The organism is Methylophilus sp. Leaf408 (assembly GCF_916856905.1).
Lineage (GTDB): Bacteria > Pseudomonadota > Gammaproteobacteria > Burkholderiales > Methylophilaceae > Methylophilus.
Genome location: NZ_CAKASK010000001.1, coordinates 877,866 through 902,731, shown reverse-complemented (window position 1 = coordinate 902,731; position 24,866 = coordinate 877,866). Strand labels below are relative to the sequence as shown.

Sequence of the window (24,866 nt, the reverse complement as noted above, 5' to 3'; positions counted from 1 at the left end):
ACGTTAATTAAATGCCTTCGTGGGCGGCAATCGCGGCAGCGATCGCTGCGGCCATCAACTCTTTTGGTAACCCGACGTCATATTCAGTCAGCTCGGGGTGTTGCTCTACAAAGCTGGTGTTGAAATTGGCGGCACGAAAATCCGGGTGCAACATAATTTGCTGGTAGTAAGGAATCGTGGTTTTCACGCCATACACCACCATGTCATTCAATGCCCGGCGACCGCGCTCAATCACGCCTTCCCAGTCCAAAGCCCAAACAGTCAGTTTGGCGCACATGGAGTCATAGTAGGGCGGAATAACATAGCCACTATAAATCGCGGCATCCATACGCACGCCGGGACCGCCAGGTGCATAGTAACGGGTGATTTTTCCAAAGCTGGGCAGAAAGTCTTTTTGCGGATCTTCTGCATTGACACGGTATTCCATGGCAAAACCACGGAAAGCAATCTCGCTTTGCTTGTATTGCAGTGGCAAACCGGCAGCAACGCGAATCTGTTGCTGTACGATATCCACACCGGTAATGGTTTCAGTCACGGTATGCTCCACCTGCAAGCGGGTGTTCATTTCCATGAAGTAGAAATTGTTGTCGGAATCCAGCAGGAATTCGACGGTACCGGCATTTTCGTAACCAACCGCTTTGGCTGCTTTTACGCCTAAACCACCGATGTAGTCACGCTGCGCTTGGGAAAGCTGAGGGGATGGTGCAATTTCAATCAGCTTCTGGTTGCGGCGCTGGATAGAGCAATCGCGCTCAAACAAATGAATAACATTGCCATGCGAGTCAGCCAGAATCTGTACTTCAATATGACGCGGATGTACGACACATTTTTCCAGGAACACTTCTGGCTTGCCAAACGCCTTGCTGGCCTCAGAAATCACGCGGTCATAGTTACTTAGTAAGTCTTTTTCACTGTCGCAACGGCGAATACCGCGACCACCACCACCGTTAGTGGCTTTCAACATGATTGGGTAACCAATTTTTTTTGCTAATGCGACGGCTGCATCCAGTGATTCCAGATTGCCATCGCTACCTGGTACACATGGAATGCCTGCATCGATCATGGCATTACGTGCTTGAATCTTATCACCCATCTGGCGAATCACATGCGCTTCCGGGCCAATAAACTTGATGCCACGGCGGTCACATACTTCAGCAAGTTCCGGGTTTTCGGAAAGGAAACCATAGCCTGGATGCAAGGCATCACAGCCCGCAGCCACGGCAATATTCACTATATTATGTGCATTCAGGTAACCCGCAACCGGGTCAGAGCCGATGTTGTAGGCCTCGTCAGCTTTTTTGACATGCAATGCATGGCGATCGGCGTCGGAATAAATGGCCACGGATTTAATGCCCATTTCCGAACACGCGCGCACAATGCGCACCGCAATTTCACCGCGATTCGCGACTAAAATTTTCTTAAACACACATTACCCTTAAAGCAAGAAAAAAGGACAGAGTTTTAGTAGCACCAGCTTTTACGCGGTTTTAAACCTTGTATCAAGACTGTTTGGGCTAGTTAGGTTGTGGTTTTGTACTATCTTGACCACCAGAAGTAGGGTTGATAATACACACCGCACCATAGTTGCGCTCTTGATAAAGAGCACTGCGTGAAGCGACGCCATTATAACAAAAAACCTGCGCCTTAAATAGTATGAAGTAAACAGGGCGCGAGTGTCTGTATGGAAGGATTCGTCAATCACTGTATAGTTTGCTATATTAAATAGCCTGTAAATAAAAGGAGTTTTTCTTTGTCGAATGCGCGTTATCTGGAAATAGCCAGACAGCAAAAACATACCGAAGGTGTGCTGGAGATGGCATCGCTTAACCGTTTGGAGCAGGCCTTGCGGGAGCTCGGTGTGGATGATACGAAAGCGTTGTCAGCAGTTTCGGTGGCCTATCAGCTACAAGGCCTGCCACCGCGCTATTTTGGTGATACGCAATTACCCATGCTTTCTCTCATGTTGCAAACAAATCTGCCCCTTATTTGCCAACGGTGTTTTGCGCCGATGCCGCAAGCCTTGGATGTGCATTTTGAATTTGCGGTTTGTGACGAGCCGCCTGAAGCGTTGCTTGAAGATGAAGATGTTGACTGGTTGGAATCGAACGCTGAATCCACTTTTGAATCGCTGGTGGAAGATGAGTTGCTAATGGCTTTGCCTATTGCAGTGATGCACGAAGAAGAGTGCGCGCCTTTGCAAAAGACCGCTGGTGAAAAACCTAATCCTTTCGCAGCGCTTAAAAATCTAAAGTTGAATAAGTAAAAATTTAAACTTGAAGATAAAATATCCAATGAAAAGCGACGTTTGCACTATTTGTTTGCAGTTGTCTCTGGAATATTTTATAATGCTGGATTAGGTAGCAATTCTGGTTTTTAAACTGCCCATTTGCAAATTGCGGCGGTTAATTTTGGAGTAATTTAAAATGGCAGTTCAGCAAAACAAAAAGACACCGTCCAAGCGTGGTATGCATCGTTCACACGACTTCTTGACAAACCCACCTTTGGCAATCGAGCCAACGACTGGTGAAGTACATTTGCGTCATCACGTAAGCCCTAACGGTTTTTACCGTGGCCGTAAAGTGATGCCTGCAAAAGGCGAGTAAATCGCTGGTAAAGCATTAAGGTATTAAACTGCGCCGCGCACAAAATGCGCGGCGTTTGTGTATCTGGCGCAAGCGACTACTTTTCCTGTGCCCTGCAAGGCATGCGTAGATTGAAGAGTGCTCAGATGCTGGCGAATGAATGAACTAGTGTACAGATAATGATTGTGCCGGTAATACAGCGCATAAACTAAATCGTGTGTTAGTAAACTTGGGAAATAACATGAGTACAAGTCAACACGGGCAATCTCAGGAAGTTGTGATTGCAATTGATGCAATGGGAGGAGATCACGGTCCACATGTGACTGTGCCTGCGGCAGTTCGTATCCTGAACGAAAATCCTAATCTCAATATTATTCTGGTCGGCCTGCAGAATGCCATCGAGGCAGAACTCAAAGTCCTGCATCTTTCCGCTGGCCCACGCCTGCGCGTGCATCATGCGTCTGAAGTGGTATTGATGAATGAGTCACCACAAAGCGCTATGAAGAATAAAAAAGATTCTTCAATGCGGGTGGCTATCAACATGGTGAAAACCGGTGAGGCCCAGGCTTGTGTCAGTGCAGGCAATACCGGTGCCTTGATGGCGACGGCACGTTTTGTCCTCAAAACCCTGCCGGGGATTGACCGTCCGGCGATTGCTTCTACTTTGCCTTCTGAAAAAGGCAGCACCTTTATGCTGGATTTGGGTGCAAATGCGGATTGTACGCCAGAGCATTTATACCAGTTTGCAATTATGGGTGCCATGGTGGTCAGTTGTGTGAACAATAAACCTAACCCGACCATCGGCTTGCTCAATATTGGTTCGGAAGATATTAAAGGTAATGAAGTTGCCAAACAAGCGGCAGAGTTATTGCGTGGTAGCCATCTGAATTTCTATGGCAACGTTGAAGGTGACGATATTTTCAAGGGCACTACTGATGTGGTGGTCTGTGATGGTTTTGTCGGCAACGTCTCCCTCAAAACCACTGAAGGCTTGGCACATATGATGGGTAAATTCCTGACCCAGGAATTCAAACGCAACTGGCTGACTAAGTTAATGGCGCTTGGTGCTTTCCCGGTATTAAAGGCATTTAAAAAGCGTGTGGACCCTCGCCTTTATAATGGCGCCAGCTTTCTGGGTTTGCGTGGCATTGTGGTGAAGAGCCATGGCGGCGCAGACAAGGTTGGTTTTTACCATGCTATTCACGTGGCAATGGAAGAAGCGCAAAGTGGTGTTCTGAAGCGCATTCAATCCCAGCTTGAAATCGAACATCTGGCGACGGCGGAAGAGCCGTAGCGCGCTCATGCCATTGTTCTGTTAGGCGTTTTTACCCATTTAAGGCATAATCGCACCCATGATTTACGCACGAATTGCAGGGACCGGCAGCTATCTGCCACCCAATATATTGACCAATGTGGATTTGGAAAAATTGGTCGATACCACCGATGAGTGGATATTTTCCCGGACAGGTATTAAACAGCGTCACCGTGTCACAGATGAGCTCACCAGTGACCTGGCAACCAAAGCTGCGCTGAATGCGATTGAGGCTGCAGGCATTCAGGCACAGGACATCGACCTGATGATCGTTGCGACGACTACCCCAGATAAAATTTTCCCCAGTGTCGCCACTATGGTCCAGCGCAAGCTGGGGATTGCTGGCTGTCCGGCCTTTGATGTGCAGGCAGTATGCAGCGGTTTTATCTATGCACTGGCCACCGCCACGCATTTCATGCGCTCAGGCCAGCATAAAAATGTATTGGTGATCGGGGCTGATACCTTTACCCGTATTTGCGATTACACAGATCGTAGTAACTGTATTTTATGGGGTGATGGCGCTGGCGCCGTGATCCTGCAGGCCAGTGACCAGCCTGGCGTGTTGTCTACCCATATTCACGCCGATGGCAGTTACGAAAACCAGCTACATGTGCCACGAAATCCAGATGGGCCAGATACAGTCGTCATGGAAGGCAATGCGGTATTCAAAATTGCGGTCAACACACTAGACCAGATTGTAGACGAAACGCTCAAAGCGAATGACATGCAGAAATCCGATATTGACTGGCTGGTTCCGCACCAGGCCAATATCCGTATTCTGCAAGCCACTGCCAAAAAACTCGATATGTCCATGGACAAAGTGATCGTTACGGTTGATCGCCATGGCAACACTTCTGCAGCTTCCATCCCACTCGCATTAGATACCGCCGTCCGGGATGGCCGTATCCAGCGCGGGCACATTCTGTTAATGGAAGCATTTGGTGGTGGATTTACCTGGGGCTCTGCACTCGTTAAATTTTAAGTGAAGATGGAAGTTGTTCACTAAAACTTAACTCTTAGCCAACTATCTGTTTTTAAATAATTAATTTAATATTCTTACTCTTATGTCTACATTTGCTTTTTTCTTTCCAGGCCAGGGCTCACAATCTGTGGGCATGATGCAAGGGCTTGAGTCTCACGCTATTGTTAAGCAAACATTTGAAGAGGCTTCCTCGGTATTAGGGGTAGATTTCTGGAAAATGGCGACTGAAGCCAATGATGAAATCAACCTGACCCAGAATACGCAGCCAATCATGCTCACTGCCGGTATTGCAACCTGGCGCGTCTATCAAAGCCTTGGTGGCAAGCAACCGGTAGCGATGGCTGGACACAGTTTAGGCGAATACACAGCTTTAGTCGCCGCTGGCGCGCTAAGCTTTGCAGAGGCATTGCCTTTGGTTAAATTCCGTGCAGAAGTCATGCAGCAAGCCGTGCCTGAAGGGCAGGGCGCCATGGCAGCTATCTTAGGTTTGGACGATGAGACTGTGCGTGCGGTCTGTAGCGAAGCTGCGCAAGGCCAGGTAGTGCAGGCTGTAAACTTTAATTCTCCTGGGCAAGTGGTTATTGCAGGGGATAAAGCGGCGGTTGAACGTGGAATGGAGCTGGCTAAAGCCAAGGGTGCTAAACGTGCACTGCCATTGCCAGTCAGCGTGCCGTCACACTGCGAACTAATGAAGCCTGCCGCTGAAAAATTACATGATTATTTACAGAATGTCGCTGTGCAGTCACCGCAAGTGCCGGTTTTGCACAATGCGGATGTCGCGGGTTACAGCGATGCAGCACAGATAAAAGATGCTTTGGTGCGCCAGTTATATAGCCCGGTACGTTGGGTAGAGACAGTGCAGCAACTGGCTGCGCAACAAGTTTTAAGCAGTGCTGAAGCTGGTCCCGGCAAAGTTTTGACCGGTCTTGCAAAACGTATAGTCGCTGAGATGAGTTGTGTGGCTTTGGTAAACGAAGAGTCCATACAAACCTTTATAAACCAATAATAAAAAAACGCTGTGTGAAGGAGAAATGATGCTGAATCAACAAGTAGTTTTAGTGACCGGCGCTAGTCGCGGCATTGGCGCTGCCATTGCGCAAGAGTTAGGTAAGCAGGGTGCAATCGTCGTTGGTACGGCCACATCCGCCAGTGGCGCAGATGCGATTACCACCTCCCTCAAAGCTGCGGGCGTAAATGGTATAGGCATGGCGCTGGATGTGACGCAGCCGGAACAGATCGATGCTGTGCTGAAAAAAATTGCCGAGCTCTATGGTGATGTGACTATCCTGGTAAACAATGCAGGCATCACCAAAGACACATTGCTGATGCGCATGAAAGATGATGATTGGGATGCTGTGCTGAACACCAACCTGAAATCAGTATTCCGCATGAGTCAGGCAGTGTTGCGCCCGATGATGAAAGCACGTCAGGGCCGCATCATTAATATTTCAAGCGTGGTCGGGCACATGGGTAATGCGGGCCAAACCAATTATGCTGCGGCTAAAGCAGGCATGACCGGCTTTACCAAGTCATTGGCGCAAGAGGTAGGTAGCCGCAACATTACTGTAAACTGTGTGGCGCCTGGTTTTATTGAAACCGATATGACCGCCGAGTTGTCAGATGACATCAAGACAAAAATGCTTGAGCGTATCGCCGCTGGCCGTCTGGGGCAGGTTTATGAAATTGCTGCGACCGTGGCTTTTCTGGCTTCACCAGCTGCTGCTTACATTACCGGTGAAACCATACATGTAAATGGCGGCATGTACTGCGCATAGTTTGATATGGTAAGTCTATTGCCATATCTTTTTAACAATAGTTTTTTGGTATTCTAGGCAACATTTGTTAGAATACCGGTTTACTGAACACGACACTTATCAATAAGGGGTATTTTAGATGTCCGACATCGAACAACGCGTAAAGAAAATCGTTTGTGAACAATTAGGTGCAAACGAAGCTGACGTTAAAAACACATCATCTTTCGTGGATGATCTGGGTGCAGATTCTCTGGACACGGTAGAATTGGTAATGGCTTTGGAAGAAGAGTTCGATTGCGAAATTCCTGACGAAGAAGCTGAAAAAATCACAACCGTTCAGCAAGCGATTGACTACGTCAGCGCCAACCTTAAGTAATTCTTTGACTTAATTCTTTAATCAGCCCTCGCAAGAGGGCTGATTTCTATTATGACCAAACGCAGAGTAGTAGTAACTGGCTTAGGCGTGGTGTCTCCAGTAGGGATTGGTTACCAGAACGCCTGGGACAATCTTATCGCTGGTCAATCAGGCATTGCCCGTATAACCAAATTTGATCCAACGCCATTTGCATCGCAAATTGCCGGTGAAGTCAAAGGCTTTAATGCTGAAGACTTTATCCCGGCCAAAGATGCCCGCCGCATGGATACATTTATCCAGTATGGCCTGGCAGCTGGCCTGGAAGCTTTCAAGGATTCCGGTCTCGAAGTGACAGAAGCCAATGCCGAGCGCATCGGTGTCACCATTGGTTCAGGTATCGGTGGCTTGGGTTTGATCGAGTCAACCAACGACAATTACGACGATGGTGGCCCGCGCAAAATCTCGCCATTCTTCATTCCTGGCACTATCATCAATATGATTTCCGGTAATCTGTCGATCATGTTGGGCCTGAAAGGGCCAAATATTGCGATTGTGACTGCCTGTACCACTGGCACGCATAGCATTGGTGAAGCAGCACGTATGATTGAATATGGTGATGCGGATGTCATGGTTGCTGGCGGTGCAGAAGCAGCCATTACAGAGCTGAGCGTTGGGGGCTTTGCCTCTGCGCGCGCCTTATCTGGACGCAATGATGATCCGGCGACGGCAAGTCGTCCCTGGGATAAAGACCGTGATGGCTTTGTCATTGGGGAAGGCGCTGGAGTATTGGTGCTGGAAGAGTACGAGCATGCCAAAGCACGTGGCGCAAGAATTTATGCTGAAGTGTCAGGCTATGGTTTGAGTGCCGATGCTTATCACATGACTGCACCCAATATGGACGGCCCACGCCGCTCCATGGTCAATGCACTGAAAAATGCAGGCGTGAGCCCTGACCAGGTACAGTTTATGAACGCGCATGGCACTTCAACACCTTTGGGTGATACCAACGAAACCAATGCGATTAAGGCCACTTTTGGCGACCATGCTTATAATTTGGTTGTTAACTCTACTAAATCAATGACTGGTCACTTACTAGGTGGTGCAGGTGGCTTGGAGTCTGTATTTACGGTGTTATCAATCTACCATCAGGTATCGCCACCAACCATTAACATTTTCAATCAGGATCCCGAATGTGATCTGGATTATTGTGCCAACACAGCACGTGATTTGAAGATTGAATATGCCTTGAAAAACAACTTTGGCTTTGGTGGAACTAACGGTAGTCTGTTGTTTAAGCGTGTTTAAATACATCTGACTGTTGCAAATAAAAAAGCCAGCGCGAGCTGGCTTTTTTATTTACTGAACTAAGCAAATTTTAGCATTTAGTAGGCTGCTTTTAGCCTGCCTACTAAACGATGCAATAGTTACAGAACTGCCAAGGCAGCTTCATAATTAGGCTCGTTAGCGATTTCGCTTACTAACTCGCTATGAAGTACTTTATTGTTTTCATCCAGCACAACCACAGCACGGGCTGTTAAGCCAGCCAGACTACTATCAGTGATAAAAACACCATAGTCGGTGGCAAATTTTTCTGTGTCACGGAAAGTCGACAAAGTCACTACATTTTCCAAACCTTCTGCGCCGCAGAAACGGCTTTGTGCAAATGGCAAATCGGCAGAGATACATAATACTGCTGTGTTGCTGGCCTTGCTGGCCTCTTTGTTGAAGGTGCGCACGGAAGTAGCACAAGTCGGCGTATCAATGCTAGGGAAAATATTCAGCACTTTACGTTTACCAGCATAGGCATCCAGGCCTACCAGGTTGCGCTTAGCATCCGCCAATTGAAAGTCAGGTGCGGTATCACCTACTGCCAGAAATTTTCCGCCAACAGCGACCGGGTTACCTTTAAGCGTTACGCTTGCCATAGTGTTCTCCAAAACGGGTTAAGTGTTAAAAGTAGCTACTGTAGCGCTTCATGCGGTGGCAATCAACCTTATAAAAAATAAGGTAATCAACGCGCAAGCAGGTTAAGGGCAGCGCCAAAGTCTGGCTCTGTGGTCAAGTCATTCACTAATTCCACATGCAAGATCTTGTCATTCTCATCCGCCACCATCAGTGCCCGCGCCGGTAATCCCGCCAGTTTGCTGGACATAATCAGTACGCCATAGTTTTTAAACATATCGCGTCCACGCAGGGTGGACAGGTTGATGCTATGCGTTAAATTTTCGGCTTCGGCAAAGCGTGTCATGGTAAATGGCAGATCTGGTGAAATATTCAGGATCACTGTATTGGATAAGCTTTTCCCAAGCTTATCCAATGTACGCACGCTGTGCGCGCTGATTGGGATATCAATACCAGGGAAGAAATGCAGGATCTTGCGTTTGCCCTGAAAGGATTCCAGGGTAATGTCTTCCAGTAAGTGATTCACGAGCTGGAAGAACGGCAAAATATCACCCACACTCGGCAAATTGTCTTCTATCAGAATAGGCTCATCAAGTAATGAAATAGCATGCGACATATCAAACAAGCCTAATTATCTACAAGCCTGACATCATAGTGCATATTCATGATGGACTTAAGTCCTTTTTGCATATGTTAAGACCATAGATTAAGCCTTGATTGGGCGGCGATTCAGCGCTGTCAACCAGATTATTTATATTTCGGATGAGTACAAAAAAGTCGATGGCGGGTAAAATAACCCTATGGAATCGCCACAAACTCCACCGTCACCACCCGCATTTATTCACCTGCGTTGTCACAGTGAATATTCCATTGTGGACGGCACCGTGCGCATTGGCGATTACGTCAAAGCGGCCAAGCAGGATGGCATGCCGGCGCTTGCTTTGACCGATCTTGCCAACCTTTTTGGCGCGGTCAAATTCTATAATTCTGCGCGTGGCAAAGGCTTGAAACCAATATTGGGTTGCGATGTTTGGGTAGAAAACACCATACAGCGCGACCAGCCACACCGCATGTTATTGCTGGTGCAAAACCAGCAGGGTTATCGCAATTTATGTGAGCTGTTGAGCCGCGCTTATCTTGAAAACCAATACCGTGAACGGGCAGAATTAAAACCAGAGTGGCTGGAAGAAAAAAATGCCGGCCTGTTAATGTTGTCAGGCTTTAATGCAGGGGATATCGGCCAGCTTTTGCAAGCTGGTAACCAGGCACTGGCATTGCAATCCGCGCAGAATTGGGCAGAAGTGTTCCAGGGGCGGTATTATCTGGAAGTGCAACGTGTGCACGATGCCGGGAGCCCCGAGTCGCGTGCCCAGGAGCAATTAATACAGCAAACAGCCTTCATTGCCCAGCAACTCGATTTACCTTTGGTGGCGACACATCCGATCCAGTTTCAAACACCTGATGATTTTATGGCGCACGAAGCGCGTACCTGTATTGCTGAAGGGTATGTGCTGGCAGACAAGCGCAGGCCTAAGCGCTTCGTCGCTTCCCAATATGTCAAAACCCAGGCAGAGATGCAGGCCTTGTTTGCAGACATGCCGATTGTTCTGCAAAACGCAGTGGAAATCGCCAAACGTTGTAACTTGGCACTGACTTTGGGTAAAAGTTATTTGCCTGACTTCCCCACACCGAATGGTGAAAGTCTGGAAGCTTTCTTGATTGACCAGTCAAAACAAGGATTGGAAAAGAGGCTGATGTACCTGTACCCCGATGAGGAAAAACGCGAGCAGAAGCGCACTGAATATGAAGAGCGCCTGCAGTTTGAGTGCGGCATTATTATCCAGATGGGTTTCCCTGGCTACTTCCTTATCGTGGCCGATTTTATCAATTGGTCTAAAAATAATGGCGTGCCGGTGGGGCCTGGCCGGGGTTCCGGTGCAGGCTCGTTAGTCGCCTACAGCCTTGGTATTACTGACCTTGATCCTCTGAAATATAACCTGCTGTTTGAGCGTTTCCTCAATCCTGAGCGGGTTTCGATGCCGGACTTCGACATTGACTTCTGCCAGGAAGGGCGTGATCGCGTCATCGATTACGTTAAAAACAAATATGGCCTGGCATCGGTGTCCCAAATCGCCACCTTCGGTACCATGGCCGCCAAGGCGGTGATCCGCGACGTTGGCCGCGTTCTGGATCTGCCATTTAATTTTGTAGACGGCATCGCCAAACTGATTCCGCTTGAGCTGGGCATTACTCTTGAATCCGCGCTTGAGAAAGAGCCGCAACTTCAGGAACGCCGCGAAAAAGAAGAAGAGGTCGCAGAATTACTTTCTTTGGCTTTGCGGCTGGAAGGTTTGGTAAGAAACATCGGTATGCACGCCGGTGGTGTATTAATTGCGCCAGGCAAGATTTCAGACTTCTCCCCGGTTTATTGCCAGCCCAATGGCGACAGTCTGGTTAGCCAGTACGATAAAGATGACGTCGAAGCAGTCGGTCTGGTCAAGTTCGACTTTTTAGGCTTGCGTACACTGACGATCCTTAATATGGCGTTAGAAAATGCCAATGCGCAGCGCGCGCAAGAGCAGTTACCACCGTTAAGCTTTGAAACCATTCCGCTGGACGACAAGCGTAGTTACCATCTGCTGAAAACAGCGAATACCACTGCGGTATTCCAGCTGGAATCGCGCGGCATGAAGGATATGCTCAAACAAGCCAAGCCCGACCTGTTTGAAGATATTATCGCGCTGGTGGCGCTGTACAGGCCAGGTCCGATGGACCTGATCCCCGATTTCTGCCGACGCAAGCACGGTACGCAACGTGTCGAGTATCCGCATGCATCCACTGAGTCTATCCTGAAAGAAACCTACGGTATTGCTGTCTACCAGGAGCAGGTGATGCAGATTGCGCAGGTAGTGGCCGGGTTTAGTCTCGGTGGTGCTGACTTGCTGCGGCGCGCCATGGGTAAGAAAAAACCTGAAGAAATGGTTATACAGCGTGAGATTTTTAATGAAGGCGCGCTTAAAAATGGATTGACCTTGCAGCAATCTAACGACCTGTTTGACTTGCTGGAAAAATTTGCCGGCTACGGCTTTAACAAGTCGCACGCCGCTGCTTACGCATTGGTGGCTTACCATACCGCTTACCTGAAAGCACATTATCCGGCCGCATTTCTGGCCGCGACCATGTCTGCCGACATGAACAATACCGATAACGTGCATACGTTTTTTGATGATTGTGCCGGCAACCATGTGGAAGTATTGCCACCGGATGTGAACGCCAGCATTTATCAATTCAAGCCTATGAGTACCCAGCAGATTTTATATGGCTTGGGTGCAATCAAGGGTACAGGCGGTGCGGCGATTGATTTGATCGTCGCTGCGCGCGAAGCCGACGGACCATTCAAGGATATCTTTGATTTTTGCCAGCGCCTGGATTTGCGCAAAGTGAACCGGCGTGTGATGGAATCACTGATTAGGGCGGGTGCTTTTGATAAGCTTGAGCCAAATCGTGCTGCGTTGCTGGCAGGCTTGGATGGGGCTATCAGTGCGGCTGAGCAAAGAGCCGCGCATGCCGGGCAAGATTGCCTATTTGGCGGTGTGGTCGAGACACAGCATCAACTGCCTGAAGTCACGCCCTGGAGCCCTGAGCAGGCGTTACAGGAAGAAAAGGCAGCGCTGGGTTTCTACCTCAGCGGGCATCCTTACCTGAGCTATAAATCACAGTTGGGGCCGTTTATCAAAGGCAACCTGGGAGAGCTCGCACCGCAAAATGAGCCTAAGCTGCTCGCGGGTGTGGTGATGGGCGTGCGGGTACGCATGACCCAGCGTGGCAAAATGGCCATTGTCACCCTGGATGATGCGGTCGGTAGAGCAGATGTGGTGGTGGGCTCTGAATTGCTGATGCAACACGCACAGTGGATCAAGGAAGATCAGTTATTGATCGTCGAGGGGCGCATTTCCAATGACGAGTTTTCCGGAGGTATTCGCGTCAGTGCCAGAAAATTATATGACCTGGCCGCCGTCCGCAACCGGTTTGCGCAGATGCTTACACTAAGTTGCAATGGTCAATCCGACCTGCAACGATTGATGACAGTGCTGACACCTTATCGCTATGCCAATGAAGAGCAAAAGCGCTGTCCGATCAAAGTGGATTACCATAACCAGTCAGCCCAGGTTAGCCTGATGCTGGGCGATGACTGGCAAGTGGTGTTACACGATGACCTGCTACTGAATTTACAAGGCTGGTTGTCAAAAGAAAATGTCAAAATCCTTTATAATGCCTGAACTTTTTAACTAAAGAATTCATAATGAGTGCCAAACGTTTGACGCCTAGTAAACTGACTTATCTTGATTTCGAGCAACCCATTGCCGGACTTGAAAAGCGCATTGAAGCGCTGCAGTCATCTCATGACGAGCATGATTCGCTGGATATTTCCAAAGAGCTGGATCTGTTGCAAAAGAAAAATAATAAGCTGCTGCAGGACACCTACCAGAATTTAACTGCATGGCAAATTTCACAGGTCGCCCGCCATCCCCAGCGACCTTATACCATGGATTATATCAACGCCCTGTTCACTGATTTCCAGGAGTTACATGGCGATCGCGCCTTTGCCGATGACCCGGCAATCGTTGGTGGCATCGCCCGCTTTAAAGGTATCCCGGTGATGGTGATCGGTCATCAAAAAGGCCGCGATATTAAAGAGCGCCAATACCGTAATTTTGGTATGCCGCGTCCAGAAGGCTACCGTAAGGCCTTGCGCTTGTTCCGCTTAGCCGAAAAATTTCATATGCCTATCATCACGCTAATAGATACTCCAGGGGCTTACCCGGGTATTGGCGCAGAAGAGCGTGGTCAATCCGAAGCGATTGCGCGTAACCTGTATGTGATGGCAGAACTCAAAACCCCAATTATTGGCATTGTGATCGGCGAGGGTGGTTCTGGTGGTGCGCTAGCCTTAGGCGTAGTCGATCACTTAAATATGTTGCAGTATTCAACTTACTCAGTCATTTCACCTGAAGGTTGTGCTTCTATTCTTTGGAAAAGTGCCAGCAAAGCTTCAGACGCAGCCGAAACATTAGGTATTACCGCTGATCGCCTGAAATCGCTGGGCCTGATTGATACCATAGTGAGTGAACCATTAGGCGGCGCGCATCGCAACTATGAAGAGGTGATGGAGCGTATTGGCCAGACTATCGCCCAGCAACTTAAAACCTTGCAATCCAAAAAAATACCGCAGCTGCTGGAAACTCGTTACCAGCGTTTGATGAGCTACGGTAAGTTTAAAGCTGCCACTGACAAATAACAGTGACAAATAACGCTGCATCCGTTGTATCTGCAAAGCTGGAAAAGAGCATTGCCTCTTTTCTGGCTGCACAAAAAAACCTCACATCACCTTCGCACCTGCTGCTTGCGCTAAGTGGCGGTGTCGACTCTATTGTTTTACTACATAGGCTGGCAAAGCTCTCTGCGGAGTTACCATTTACGCTTTCTGCCATGCATATTCATCACGGGTTGAGCCCACATGCAGATGATTGGCTAAGCTTGTGTGAACGCGTGTGTAGAGAAATCGGTGTAGCGTTTTATGCTGAGAAAGTACATGTCGATTCTCGCAGCGGGCTAGGCGTCGAAGCTACCGCACGCGAGGCGCGTTATGAGGCGCTTGAGCAGCAGCGGCAAAAGCTTGCTGCGCATGCCATAGTCACTGCGCATCATTTGCAGGATCAAAGCGAAACCTTACTTTTACAACTTGTGCGTGGCGCCGGCGTCAAGGGGCTTTCAGCCATGAGTGAGTGGGATGCGGATCGCCATCTGTTAAGGCCATTATTACAAGTTAAAAAGGCAGATATCTTACAGCTCGCTCATGAGTTACAGTGCCAGTGGGTAGAGGACGAAAGTAACACAGACACAAGTTATGACCGTAATTTTATGCGTCAAACGGCAATGCCTGTTCTGCGCGAACGTTATCCGCAGTTAGATAGCGCTTTGTCACGTTGTGCTTATCATATGGCTGAAGCGCAAATCTTGCTCGATACGTTAGCCAATCAGGATATTTCTGCATGCGATGTGCGGGAGGAGTGGTTAGGTCAGTCTGTAGATATCCAGCGCCTGCGGTTATTGGGCGATGTACGTGCAAAAAACATGTTGCGGTACTGGTTTCAGCAGTTTGATTTGCGCATGCCTAATACCGAACAATTGCAGGATTACTGGCAACAACTATCTACGGTAAAACCGCATCGGTATCTGCATCTGCCTTTACACGGGCAAGCCGGTAGAGGCCTGGCCTATTTGCACCATTATCAGCAGCGCCTTTATTGTGTTGGCAAGCCTAGCGCATTACCTAAAACGCAATTGGTGTGGCAGGGCGGCAAAAGTCAAATTTGGGGTGACTGGCAAGTGCATTTCAAAGTCAGTAAAGGGCGGGGAATTGCCCTTGCACGTTTGGGCGTAAATCCTGCAGCTATCACGTTGCACCGGCGCTATGGGCAAGTGTTACCTAAGTTTGAAAACCTTGAATTAATGTTGCTGCCCAGATCTGGTGGTGAGACTTTACAGCCGGACGCCAAACGACCACGCAGGGAATTAAAAGTTATTTTCCAAATGCTGGCAATTCCGCCATGGCAACGTGCGTTTTATCCAGTCGTTCATGTCAGTTCGTCAGAATCAGATACCCCAACCCTTGTATCGCTCACCTCGCTCGCAGTAGATGCCGCCTGGCAACCTGGCCGTAATGCTTATGGCCTGGAAATCACACTGCAACCACTACCTACTTGATAAAAAATGGTTGCTTGCAACCAATAACAACCATAAAATTGGTTATCTACAGCCAATTTAATGGTTGTTATACACCATCTGATTTTAACTCTATTGATTTTAAACGTCTTTTTCTTTACTGCAATTGCGGAACAGTAATTGCATTTGGGAATATGCTTTTTTATAAAGTTAAAAATTAATATTCTCGGGAAAAGGATACCTTTATGAATAAAACTACTGTCAAGCCGCTATTGCTTGCCATAGTGTCTGCATATGCAGCACAAACCGCCATCGTGAAAGCGGATGAATCATTGAATCTTCAAAAAGTTGAAGTGTTCAGTGCCACACCGCTAAAAGGCATTGGTTTGCCTCTGCACAAAGTGCCAGCCAATATCCAGATGGCAAATCCAACTGCTTTAAACAACCAGACTGGTGTATCGATTGCAGATTACATGAACAGTAATATGCAAGGCGTGACGGTGACAGAGCTGGGTGGTAACCCATGGCAGCCGGAAATTAATTTCAGGGGTTATTCTGCTTCTTCATTGCTAGGCAACCCACAAGGCTTATCCACTTATGTCGATGGCGTGCGCGTCAATGAACCGTTTGGTGATGTGACTTCATGGGACAAGATTCCAAATTTCGCTATCGGTGATATGCAACTCGTCCCGGGTTCAAATCCTTTGTATGGCTTGAACACATTAGGCGGTGCGATTGCGGTGCAAACTAAAAACGGACGCGATAACCAAGGCGCTGCTATTGAGTACGAAGCGGGCTCATGGGGACGTCAACGCGCCTTAGCTGAATATGGTGGCGTTTCTAAAGATGGCTCAGTCGATTTCTTGATAGGGTTTCAGCACACTACTGAAGATGGCTGGAGAAAATACTCGCCGTCACATGTAAACCAGCTATTTGCTAAAACAGGTTGGCAAAGCGAAACTAGCAAGCTTGAGTTGACTTACATCGGTGCAGATAACAAATTAATTGGTAATGGTTTAACGCCAGAATTTCTTTTGAGTGGAGATCGCGACCAGATCCATACGCGTCCTGACGCGACGAATAATTACTCACACTTCTTGGCCCTGAATGGTAGCCATTGGTTAAGTAATGACACTCTGCTTTCAGGAAACATTTATTACAAAAAATCCAACCGTAGCACCTTAAATGGCGACGGCTACGAAGGTTCATTTACTGATGATGGTTTGGGCGGCAGTTTCCTTACTGGCTATCCAGGAATTACATGCGCCAATCCTGCGGATGACTGTGAAGTGATTGGTTCTGTGTTTAATAGAACGCATACCAGCCAAAATACTTATGGTGCGACAGGACAGGCTACTTTCAATCAAGATTTCATGGGTAAGGAAAATCAGTTTGTAGTGGGTGCAGGATATGACTACAGCTTGATTCGTTTTAAACAAAACGAAGAAATAAATTTGTCTTCTTTGAGTGAGTCGATAGATGATGGTGACATTACTGGTACCCCAGGTAGCGGTACAGTATTTGATCCAAGCAGGGCACCTGTGACCTCCGGCGACGGTGCATTGGGTCAGCGTCAGACTGTAGGCCTAACAGGCAAGCAATACACAGCCCGTTTATTCGCCACTGATACTTTGTCACTCAACGAGTTTTGGCATTTGAATGCAGGTGCCAGCTGGAATTTCACGCGTGTAGATAACACTGACACATTGCGTGGCCCGGCTTCAGCTGCCAATAACTTCAATAGCTTAACGGCAAAAGACAGCTACACACGTTTGAATCCAACTGTAGGTTTAACTTACACACCTACTAAAGCGCTGACCGTTTATACGTCTTACAGCGAGTCCAGTCGTGCACCGACAGCGATTGAACTGGGTTGTTCTAACCCGGCTGCACCTTGCTTACTGCCTGCGGCATTGGCGGACGACCCACCTTTAAATCAGGTAGTTGCCAAGACTTATGAGTTTGGTGGCCGTGGTCAACTGACAGACAATATGTTCTGGAACGCCGGCATTTATCATGCCATCAACCATGATGACATTCAGTTTACCGCTGCAAACACTCAAACAGGTGCCGGTTACTTCAAAAACATCGGCAGAACAAAACGCCAGGGTATCGATATGGGTGTTAACGGTTTTATTGAGAAGTTTAAATGGAGCGCGTCTTACAGCTTCGTTCATGCAACCTACGATACTGATGTTGAATTTGTGAACGGTTCTAACTCTTCAGGTGAAACCAATGACGGAATTTACACGGCGCGTTCTGGCGACAGAATTCCAGCCATTCCACAGCATCAGTTGAAGTTACGTGGGCAATACTCAGTCACACCTAGCTGGAATGTGGGTACCAACGTAATTGGATACTCTAACCAGTATGTTTATGGTAACGAGAATAATAGCCATCAATCAAATGCCGCGATTTGTAGTAATGGTGATGACTGCGCCACAGGCCGTGGCAAAATTGGCGGTTACTTTATTGTAAATCTGGATAGCCAGTATAACTTTGGAAATGGCTGGAAATTATTCGCTAAAGCTACCAATATTTTTGACAAGGAATATAACCTTGCCGGCCGCTTAGCTGAAAGCTTGTTTGACGCTAGCGGTACTTTTGGGGCTGAAAGCAAAACGTTGAGCCTGTTACCAGGTGCACCACGTGCTGGCTGGATTGGTTTGCGCTATGAGTTCAAACCTAAGCAATCTTTGGCAAGTTACGATAAAGACTAAAAATAAAATAAAAAGGAGGATGCGTGCTTTCACAAATTTCATCATCTACGGATAAATCGATACTTTTACCTTTCAAAAAGAAAATTTTGTTGGTGGAAGATGAAGTGCTTTTTGCACGCGCGGTCGTTAAGCGTTTGCAAAAAGCCGGGTTTGAGTGTGAGCATGCAGAATCCCTGCATGATGCCAGGTTGCTTGTGAAGCAGTTTGAGCCGGATATCGTATTGCTTGATATGCGATTGCCAGATGGCAATGGCCTGGATTTATTGTCTGACTTCGTAGCAAAAAATATCAATACCATCGTGATGACTGCGTTCGGTGATGTGACGGATGCAGTGAATGCCATTAAATTAGGCGCGATTGATTACCTGAAAAAACCAATTGATCTTGAAGAGTTGCTATTAATCATTCAAAAGAATGAGAAAACAACTGACTTGCAGACCAGCCTTGATTATTCACGTCAACGTGACACGATTGCCAATGAATCAGTGCAGCTGATTGGCGAGAGTGCTGCTATGCAAAGCGTGCGCCAGCAAATCACACGCATTGCCCAATTGAGCTCTCTAAGCGATGCCGTGCAACCGACCGTGTTAATCACTGGTGAAACCGGCACTGGTAAAGATGTGGTGGCGCGTTATCTGCATGCGAGTTGCGTGAACCATGACAAACCTTTCGTGCACGTGGATTGCGCTTCATTACCGGCAGAGCTGATTGAAAGCGAGTTGTTCGGTAATGAAAAGGGCGCATTTACCAATGCGGTGACTTCCCGCCCGGGCCTGATTGAATCTGCCGAAGATGGCACCTTGTTTCTGGATGAAATCGGTGAGTTGCCACTAGGCTTACAGGCCAAGCTGCTTAATGTACTTGAAAGGCGCATGGTTCGCCGTCTTGGTTCAAACAAAGAGCGGCCGGTACATGCACGTATTATCGCAGCGACCAATCGCGATTTATACCAGATGTCTAACGAAGGCCGTTTCCGTTCAGACCTTTACTACCGGCTGAATGTGATCACCATGCAGATGCCGCCGTTACGAGACCGGGGCCAGGACGTGATGCTGCTAGCCAACTATTTCAGACAAATGACCGAAAAACGCTATGCATTGCCTTACCATGAGTTTAGTTCGACCGCATTAATTGCCATTCAGCAATACCGCTGGCCAGGGAATGTACGTGAAATGCGCCACCAGATCAGCCGTGCAGTTCTGATGTGCACGCAACCGGTAATTTCGGAGCATGATTTGGGACTTCCCCAGATCGGTCATCAATCAGTGAGCCCATCAGCTAGCAATGAAGCACAGTTAACGCTGGACGATGCTGAAAAAGCCATGTTGTTAAATGCACTGGAGCAAGCGCGCAATAATGTCTCCAAAGCTGCCCGTATATTGGGCATCACCCGTATGACTATGCGTTACCGTATGGATAAGCACGGGATTTCTGTTTGATGCATTGCTAGACCTTCTTAAATTTTAAGACTTTATCCAAAGTCACTACAGTTTTAAGACCTTGCGAAAGCGAGGTCTTTTTTTATTTAACATCTTTTAAAATACCACGTGGCTTTTGCGCTAAATCAATGCCGATAAGCTTTCATATAAATCGCACATGGTAGAATTGCACTTTTATATCGGAGTGCAACAATGATCGGGACCCCATTAAGCGCAAACGCGACCAAAGTCATGCTGTTAGGCAGCGGCGAGCTGGGTAAAGAGGTCGTGATTGCCTTGCAGCGTTTAGGGGTAGAAGTGATCGCTGTAGATCGTTATGAGCATGCGCCTGGTCATCAGGTGGCGCATCATGCTTATACGATTGATATGACAGATGCAGACGCGTTAAAAGCGCTTGTCAATAAAGTAAAACCACATTTTATCGTGCCCGAGATTGAAGCATTGAATACAGACGCGCTGGCAGAAATTGAAGCTTCTGGTGTGACCGTCGTACCAACAGTACGCGCAGTACAACTGACCATGAACCGCGAAGGCATCCGTCGCCTGGCCGCTGAAGAATTAGGTTTGCCAACTTCTCCGTATGCGTTCGCGCGTTCCGAGGCAGAGTTGCAGGCGGCTATTGATGCAGGTATTGGTTATCCTTGTTTTATCAAACCTACCATGTCTTCTTCTGGTAAGGGTCAATCGCGCATTACCCAGGCCAGTGAAGTCAAAACTGCTTGGGAATATGCTGCCAGCGGCGGCCGTGTCAACCAAGGGGTGGTGATTGTAGAAGGCCAGATTGATTTCGATTATGAAATTACCTTGCTTACTGTGCGTGCAAAAGATGTAGCAGGTCAGGTTAAAACCTATTTCTGTGCCCCAATCGGGCATGTGCAGAAGCAGGGTGATTACGTCGAAAGCTGGCAACCACAAGCCATGCATCCTAAGGCGCTGGAAAACGCGCAGGAAGTTGCGAGGAAAGTCACCGATGCTTTGGGTGGCCAGGGTTTGTTTGGGGTTGAGCTATTTGTCAAAGGCGAGCAGGTATGGTTTTCTGAAGTTAGCCCGCGCCCGCATGATACCGGCATGGTCACCATGTGCACCCAGCGTTTGAATGAGTTTGAGCTGCATGCAAGAGCAATCCTCGGCCTGCCGGTCGATGTCGCACAACGGGAAGCTGGCGCCAGTGCCGTGATTTATGGTGGCGCAGATGCTAGCATTCTTGAGTTTCATGGGCTGGAAGCAGCAATGTCAGTGGCTAATAGCGAAATTCGTTTATTTGGCAAGCCAGAATCTTTTATCCGACGTCGCATGGGCGTGGCATTGGCTACCGCAGAGAATACTGAATTAGCGCGTGAACATGCCAAACAGGCAGCAGCACTTGTCACACCAAAAGTAGCTGGCTAATAAACATGGCATTCACTGAGATTCAAGAGTCAAATTCAGCAAAGCAATCTTTGTATGAGTGGCTGGGCGGTGCGGAGAAGGGCACAGAGAATATTCGGCTGCTGGTCGAGACTTTCTATGACATCATGGAAGCCGATCCCAAAGCATCAGGTTTACTTTCCCTGCATCCGCAGGATCTGACCGAAACCCGTGAAAAGTTATTCATGTTTTTTATGGGCTGGACCGGGGGACCCCAGCTTTATATTGAGCGATATGGTCATCCGCGCTTGCGCGCCCGTCATATGCCGTTCACGATTGGTGAATCCGAACGTGACCAATGGATGTATTGCATGATAAAGGCCATGCACCAATGCCAGTTTGAGGAGAGCCTTATCCGGCATATGGCTAATCAGTTATATGGAGTGGCTGACTTTATGCGGAATCGCGAAGGTTAAAGTCCAACTGTTTTAAAAATACATAAAAAGCCCCGTTGAAACGGGGCTTTTTATTATGATTGCGAGCTTTCGACTTCTACTTCTGGGGATGCCAGTTGCTCTAAGCCCTCTTTCTGGCGGGCTTTGCTTGTATTCTGCCGTTTATTTTCGGCAGGGCGTGCTTTAGCTTTTGGCGTTGCCTTGAAACCAAAGCCACCTAATAGCGCAGCAACCACTTTACGTTTGGCTGATGATGGTTTGGTAGTTGGCGCCACCGTTGGTTTGGTAGATTCAACAAAACCAGTCGATTCATAAGGCTGGTAAAACCAGGCGTCATCAGCTGTTTTGGCTTTAGATGATCGTTGGCCAGTTGCGCGTGAACCAGGTGTACGTGGACTCGATGATTGACTAGACTTGTAATCAGGCGTGCTGGTTACCGCTTTCTCTTTCGGAATCTGTTTTTTAATCAGCTTTTCAATGTCATCAAAGTACTTGGTTTCTTCCTCATCTATCAACGAGATAGCGATACCTTTGGCTCCAGCGCGGCCTGTCCGGCCAATTCTGTGCACATAGTCTTCAGGTGAAGTAGAAATTTCGTAATTGATTACCAATGGTAAGTCACTGATATCCAGGCCACGCGCAGCTACATCGGTGGCTACCAGGGCATGAATACTACCTGCCTTGAATGCATCCAGTGCTTCAATACGTTCTTTCTGCGACTTATCACCGTGAATCGCGCTACAAGGAACTTCAGCGCGTTCCAAAGCACGAGCCAGTTTGCTGGCAGACAATTTGGTCTTGGTAAAAATAATCACTTGCTGGCTGGCATATTGTTTCAGTAGCTGCACCAGGAAACGTTCTTTTTTATCTGTGTTCACCAGAAAGGCTTTTTGCTCCACATTGTCATTGGTGGCATTGCTGCGTGCCACTTCGATCAATGTTGGCTGGTTCAAGAAGGCATCGGCCAATCTTTTAATCTCATCCGAAAACGTGGCTGAGAACATCAGGTTCTGGCGCTGTTTTGGGAGTAACGCCAATATACGCTTGAGGTCAGGCATAAAGCCCATATCCAGCATACGGTCGGCTTCATCCAGCACCAGAAATTGCACCTGGCTTAACGACAGTGTTTTTTGCTCAACGTGGTCAAGCAGGCGACCAGGCGTAGCGACCAGAATTTCGACACCGGTTTTGAGTATCGGTGTCTGTGTCTTGATATCTACACCGCCGTATACCACCAGGCTACGCAAGGAGGTATGTTTGGCGTAAGTTTTAATGTTGTCATACACCTGGATTGCCAGCTCACGCGTAGGTGCCAGCACCAGTGCCCGGATCGGATGTTTTGCCGGGGAGGTGCTGGTACTCGCATGAGGAAGCAATGTATGCAAAATCGGTAACGAAAATGCTGCCGTTTTCCCTGTGCCAGTTTGTGCACCTGCCATCAAGTCTTTGCGCTCAAGCGCTAAAGGAATAGCCTGGGCCTGGATTGGCGTTGGCGTTGTGTAGCCTGATTCTTCAATGGCTTTTAACAACGGCTCGGCCAAACCCAAAGACCTAAAATCTAGGGATGGCGGAGCATCTGAAGGTGCACTCAAATCTACAGTATTTTGCTCTGACATATGTCTGCTTATGCAAATGAACGAGGACGTTTGATACCACCAGCTTCACCAAATGGCTTGCTACCACCAGTGCGTGGTTTGTTTGCACCACGATTGCCACCGTTAGGATTGCCGAAGCGCTCTTGCGGCTTTGCTGATGGGCTGCCCGAAGTAGAACGTGGGCGGCGTTGACCAAACTCTTCGGTCAATGCACGGGCGAACTGAAAGTCAGTGTCTTTGGTATAGCTTTTGCTGTTGCCATTTACTTCGCGGTCTGTTCTTTGTTCAGCATGACGTGGTTCGCTTACGCCGGTAGTTGCACGTGGCTCACGTGGTTTGCTTGGCTGGCCATCACGCATCACACGGTCACCAAAAGAGCTGTTTTCACGATTGCCACGGAATTCGCGGTTTTCGCGTCCACCGCCATCACGGCTGTTACCACGAAAGCCACCTTTGTTTTGCGGTCGACCATTGCTGCTACCAGGACGTTTACCGCCATTACCGCGTTTTTCACCACCACCATCATCCATGCGGATAGCGCGTTTAGGCTCGAAACCGGCAATGACTGCTGGCTGGAATTTATGACCAGTGTATTGCTCAATTTTACGCAACAGGTGACGATCAGTGTTAGAAGCAAAAGAAATCGCAATGCCGGAGTTGTTGGCACGGCCGGTACGACCAATGCGGTGTACGTAATCTTCAGCGAATTTTGGCAGGTCATAGTTAATGACGTGTGTAATGCCATGCACATCAATACCACGCGCTGCTACGTCGGTGGCGACCAGTACTTTGACATCGCCATGACGCAGTTTAGTGAGGGTACGGTTACGTGCACCTTGTGTCATATCACCATGCAATGCCGCGGTGCTGTGACCAGCTGCATACAAGTCTTCCGCCAGTAAATCAGCATGACGTTTGGTGCTGGTGAAAATAATCGCCTGGTTGACATCTGGAGCAATCAGCAAATGCTCCAGCAGTTTGTTTTTGTGGTTCATGTCATCTACAAAATGCAGACGCTGCTCGATATTGGCATGTTGTTCTCTTTGACCAGCCACTTGAATCGTCAGTGGATTGTTCAGGAAGCGTTTGCCTATATCCTTAATACCATCTAGGGTGGCAGAGAACAGCAAAGTTTGACGCTCAGCTGGCAAAGCGGCACAAATTTTCTCAACATCAGGCATAAAACCCATGTCCAGCATACGGTCTGCTTCGTCCAGTACCAGCATTTGCAAACGGCTCAAGTCAATACGGCCACGCTCAAGGTGGTCAATAAAACGGCCAGGCGTTGCCACAAGAATATCTAATGGTTGTGACAGCAATTTGTTTTGCAATGGGTAAGGCATGCCACCGACGATACTGACGCAACGTGCGCGCAGGAATTTACCGTATTTACGGGCTGCTTCGTTTACTTGCGCAGCTAATTCGCGGGTAGGAGTTAATACCAGAATGCGTGGACCACGGCTGCGAACCGGGTGCTGGGTTGCTAATAAATTTAATGCTGGCAATGTAAAAGCTGCTGTTTTACCGGTACCGGTTTGGGCGGAGGCCATAATGTCACGGCCTTGCAAGGCTTCAGGAATAGATTGAGCCTGGATAGGTGTTGGATTCTCATAGCCTGCATCGGTCAATGCACGCAAAATGGATGGGTCTAGATTTAAATCTGCAAAAGACAAGGAATGTCCCTTTCATAAACAATT

The 24,866-nt window shown here is 48.2% G+C and carries 20 protein-coding genes; 15 read left to right on the top strand and 5 right to left on the bottom strand.

Annotated features, from left to right (window positions below):
- Nucleotides 1–7: 7 nt before the first annotated feature.
- A complete protein-coding gene (locus tag LPA26_RS03985; RefSeq protein ID WP_055825188.1) occupies nt 8–1,426 on the bottom strand; it encodes an acetyl-CoA carboxylase biotin carboxylase subunit in 1,419 nt (472 codons plus the stop codon).
- 324 nt (nt 1,427–1,750) lie between these two features.
- Between LPA26_RS03985 and LPA26_RS03980 the strand changes: the two genes are divergently transcribed.
- The 8 genes from LPA26_RS03980 to fabF all read left to right on the top strand — a co-directional run bounded on the left by LPA26_RS03980 (nt 1,751) and on the right by fabF (nt 8,290).
- A complete protein-coding gene (locus LPA26_RS03980; RefSeq protein WP_229007415.1) occupies nt 1,751–2,263 on the top strand; it encodes a DUF177 domain-containing protein in 513 nt (170 codons plus the stop codon).
- Nucleotides 2,264–2,423: 160 nt separating this feature from the next.
- Nucleotides 2,424–2,603, top strand: a complete 180-nt coding sequence (gene rpmF, locus LPA26_RS03975; protein WP_018985326.1) for a 50S ribosomal protein L32 — start codon at nt 2,424–2,426, stop codon at nt 2,601–2,603.
- A gap of 220 nt (nt 2,604–2,823) precedes the next feature.
- The gene (gene plsX, locus LPA26_RS03970; RefSeq protein WP_229007414.1) at nt 2,824–3,876 is read left to right on the top strand and encodes a phosphate acyltransferase PlsX; all 1,053 of its coding nucleotides are present in this window, start codon (nt 2,824–2,826) and stop codon (nt 3,874–3,876) included.
- 58 nt (nt 3,877–3,934) lie between these two features.
- Entirely contained in the window at nt 3,935–4,876 is a 942-nt protein-coding gene (locus LPA26_RS03965; protein WP_305080460.1) for a beta-ketoacyl-ACP synthase III, read from the top strand.
- 82 nt (nt 4,877–4,958) lie between these two features.
- Nucleotides 4,959–5,882 carry an ACP S-malonyltransferase gene (gene fabD / locus LPA26_RS03960; RefSeq protein ID WP_229007413.1) on the top strand — a complete coding sequence of 308 codons (924 nt, stop codon included), beginning with the start codon at nt 4,959–4,961 and terminating at the stop codon, nt 5,880–5,882.
- A 28-nt stretch (nt 5,883–5,910) separates the two neighbouring features.
- On the top strand, nt 5,911–6,651 hold the full coding sequence (gene fabG / locus LPA26_RS03955) for a 3-oxoacyl-ACP reductase FabG (RefSeq protein WP_055825180.1): 741 nt from the start codon (nt 5,911–5,913) through the stop codon (nt 6,649–6,651).
- 118 nt (nt 6,652–6,769) lie between these two features.
- Nucleotides 6,770–7,006: an acyl carrier protein gene (acpP, locus tag LPA26_RS03950; RefSeq protein ID WP_055825178.1), complete on the top strand. Its 237-nt coding sequence runs from the start codon at nt 6,770–6,772 to the stop codon at nt 7,004–7,006.
- A 51-nt stretch (nt 7,007–7,057) separates the two neighbouring features.
- Nucleotides 7,058–8,290, top strand: a complete 1,233-nt coding sequence (gene fabF / locus LPA26_RS03945; RefSeq protein WP_229007412.1) for a beta-ketoacyl-ACP synthase II — start codon at nt 7,058–7,060, stop codon at nt 8,288–8,290.
- A 119-nt stretch (nt 8,291–8,409) separates the two neighbouring features.
- On the opposite strand, the gene tpx (LPA26_RS03940) is transcribed toward fabF, so the two are convergent.
- Nucleotides 8,410–8,910, bottom strand: coding sequence for a thiol peroxidase (tpx, locus tag LPA26_RS03940; protein ID WP_055825171.1), 501 nt, complete (start codon nt 8,908–8,910; stop codon nt 8,410–8,412).
- Nucleotides 8,911–8,996: 86 nt separating this feature from the next.
- The gene (tpx, locus tag LPA26_RS03935; RefSeq protein ID WP_229007411.1) at nt 8,997–9,503 is read right to left on the bottom strand and encodes a thiol peroxidase; all 507 of its coding nucleotides are present in this window, start codon (nt 9,501–9,503) and stop codon (nt 8,997–8,999) included.
- A gap of 184 nt (nt 9,504–9,687) precedes the next feature.
- Here tpx (LPA26_RS03935) and dnaE point away from each other — a divergent pair, with 184 nt between their 5' ends.
- The 7 genes from dnaE (at nt 9,688) to LPA26_RS03900 (ending at nt 21,595) form a co-directional block, all read left to right on the top strand.
- Nucleotides 9,688–13,167: a DNA polymerase III subunit alpha gene (dnaE, locus tag LPA26_RS03930; RefSeq protein WP_229007410.1), complete on the top strand. Its 3,480-nt coding sequence runs from the start codon at nt 9,688–9,690 to the stop codon at nt 13,165–13,167.
- 23 nt (nt 13,168–13,190) lie between these two features.
- A complete protein-coding gene (locus LPA26_RS03925; RefSeq protein ID WP_055825162.1) occupies nt 13,191–14,186 on the top strand; it encodes an acetyl-CoA carboxylase carboxyltransferase subunit alpha in 996 nt (331 codons plus the stop codon).
- A gap of 2 nt (nt 14,187–14,188) precedes the next feature.
- On the top strand, nt 14,189–15,655 hold the full coding sequence (gene tilS / locus LPA26_RS03920; RefSeq protein WP_229007409.1) for a tRNA lysidine(34) synthetase TilS: 1,467 nt from the start codon (nt 14,189–14,191) through the stop codon (nt 15,653–15,655).
- A gap of 203 nt (nt 15,656–15,858) precedes the next feature.
- Nucleotides 15,859–18,333 (top strand): TonB-dependent receptor, encoded by a 2,475-nt coding sequence (locus LPA26_RS03915; protein ID WP_229007408.1) that lies wholly within the window; start codon nt 15,859–15,861, stop codon nt 18,331–18,333.
- A gap of 23 nt (nt 18,334–18,356) precedes the next feature.
- Nucleotides 18,357–19,772, top strand: a complete 1,416-nt coding sequence (locus tag LPA26_RS03910; protein ID WP_055825154.1) for a sigma-54 dependent transcriptional regulator — start codon at nt 18,357–18,359, stop codon at nt 19,770–19,772.
- A gap of 192 nt (nt 19,773–19,964) precedes the next feature.
- On the top strand, nt 19,965–21,161 hold the full coding sequence (gene purT, locus LPA26_RS03905) for a formate-dependent phosphoribosylglycinamide formyltransferase (protein ID WP_055866589.1): 1,197 nt from the start codon (nt 19,965–19,967) through the stop codon (nt 21,159–21,161).
- Between the two features lie 5 nt (nt 21,162–21,166).
- Nucleotides 21,167–21,595, top strand: a complete 429-nt coding sequence (locus LPA26_RS03900) for a group II truncated hemoglobin (protein WP_229007407.1) — start codon at nt 21,167–21,169, stop codon at nt 21,593–21,595.
- A gap of 53 nt (nt 21,596–21,648) precedes the next feature.
- On the opposite strand, the gene LPA26_RS03895 is transcribed toward LPA26_RS03900, so the two are convergent.
- Together LPA26_RS03895 and LPA26_RS03890 are read right to left on the bottom strand one after the other, a co-directional pair.
- Nucleotides 21,649–23,190: a DEAD/DEAH box helicase gene (locus LPA26_RS03895; protein WP_229007406.1), complete on the bottom strand. Its 1,542-nt coding sequence runs from the start codon at nt 23,188–23,190 to the stop codon at nt 21,649–21,651.
- Between the two features lie 8 nt (nt 23,191–23,198).
- Nucleotides 23,199–24,842 carry a DEAD/DEAH box helicase gene (locus LPA26_RS03890; RefSeq protein ID WP_055866580.1) on the bottom strand — a complete coding sequence of 548 codons (1,644 nt, stop codon included), beginning with the start codon at nt 24,840–24,842 and terminating at the stop codon, nt 23,199–23,201.
- Nucleotides 24,843–24,866 lie beyond the last annotated feature (24 nt).

Excerpts from the sequence above, each read along its gene's own strand:
- rpmF (WP_018985326.1), top strand. The coding sequence starts at position 2,424 with ATGGCAGTTCAGCAAAACAAAAAGACACCGTCCAAGCGTGGTATGCAT.
- plsX (WP_229007414.1), top strand. The coding sequence starts at position 2,824 with ATGAGTACAAGTCAACACGGGCAATCTCAGGAAGTTGTGATTGCAATT.
- LPA26_RS03965 (WP_305080460.1), top strand. The coding sequence starts at position 3,935 with ATGATTTACGCACGAATTGCAGGGACCGGCAGCTATCTGCCACCCAAT.
- fabD (WP_229007413.1), top strand. The coding sequence starts at position 4,959 with ATGTCTACATTTGCTTTTTTCTTTCCAGGCCAGGGCTCACAATCTGTG.
- fabG (WP_055825180.1), top strand. The coding sequence starts at position 5,911 with ATGCTGAATCAACAAGTAGTTTTAGTGACCGGCGCTAGTCGCGGCATT.
- acpP (WP_055825178.1), top strand. The coding sequence starts at position 6,770 with ATGTCCGACATCGAACAACGCGTAAAGAAAATCGTTTGTGAACAATTA.
- fabF (WP_229007412.1), top strand. The coding sequence starts at position 7,058 with ATGACCAAACGCAGAGTAGTAGTAACTGGCTTAGGCGTGGTGTCTCCA.
- tpx (WP_055825171.1), bottom strand. The coding sequence starts at position 8,910 with ATGGCAAGCGTAACGCTTAAAGGTAACCCGGTCGCTGTTGGCGGAAAA.
- tpx (WP_229007411.1), bottom strand. The coding sequence starts at position 9,503 with ATGTCGCATGCTATTTCATTACTTGATGAGCCTATTCTGATAGAAGAC.
- dnaE (WP_229007410.1), top strand. The coding sequence starts at position 9,688 with ATGGAATCGCCACAAACTCCACCGTCACCACCCGCATTTATTCACCTG.
- LPA26_RS03925 (WP_055825162.1), top strand. The coding sequence starts at position 13,191 with ATGAGTGCCAAACGTTTGACGCCTAGTAAACTGACTTATCTTGATTTC.
- LPA26_RS03915 (WP_229007408.1), top strand. The coding sequence starts at position 15,859 with ATGAATAAAACTACTGTCAAGCCGCTATTGCTTGCCATAGTGTCTGCA.
- purT (WP_055866589.1), top strand. The coding sequence starts at position 19,965 with ATGATCGGGACCCCATTAAGCGCAAACGCGACCAAAGTCATGCTGTTA.
- LPA26_RS03900 (WP_229007407.1), top strand. The coding sequence starts at position 21,167 with ATGGCATTCACTGAGATTCAAGAGTCAAATTCAGCAAAGCAATCTTTG.
- LPA26_RS03895 (WP_229007406.1), bottom strand. The coding sequence starts at position 23,190 with ATGTCAGAGCAAAATACTGTAGATTTGAGTGCACCTTCAGATGCTCCG.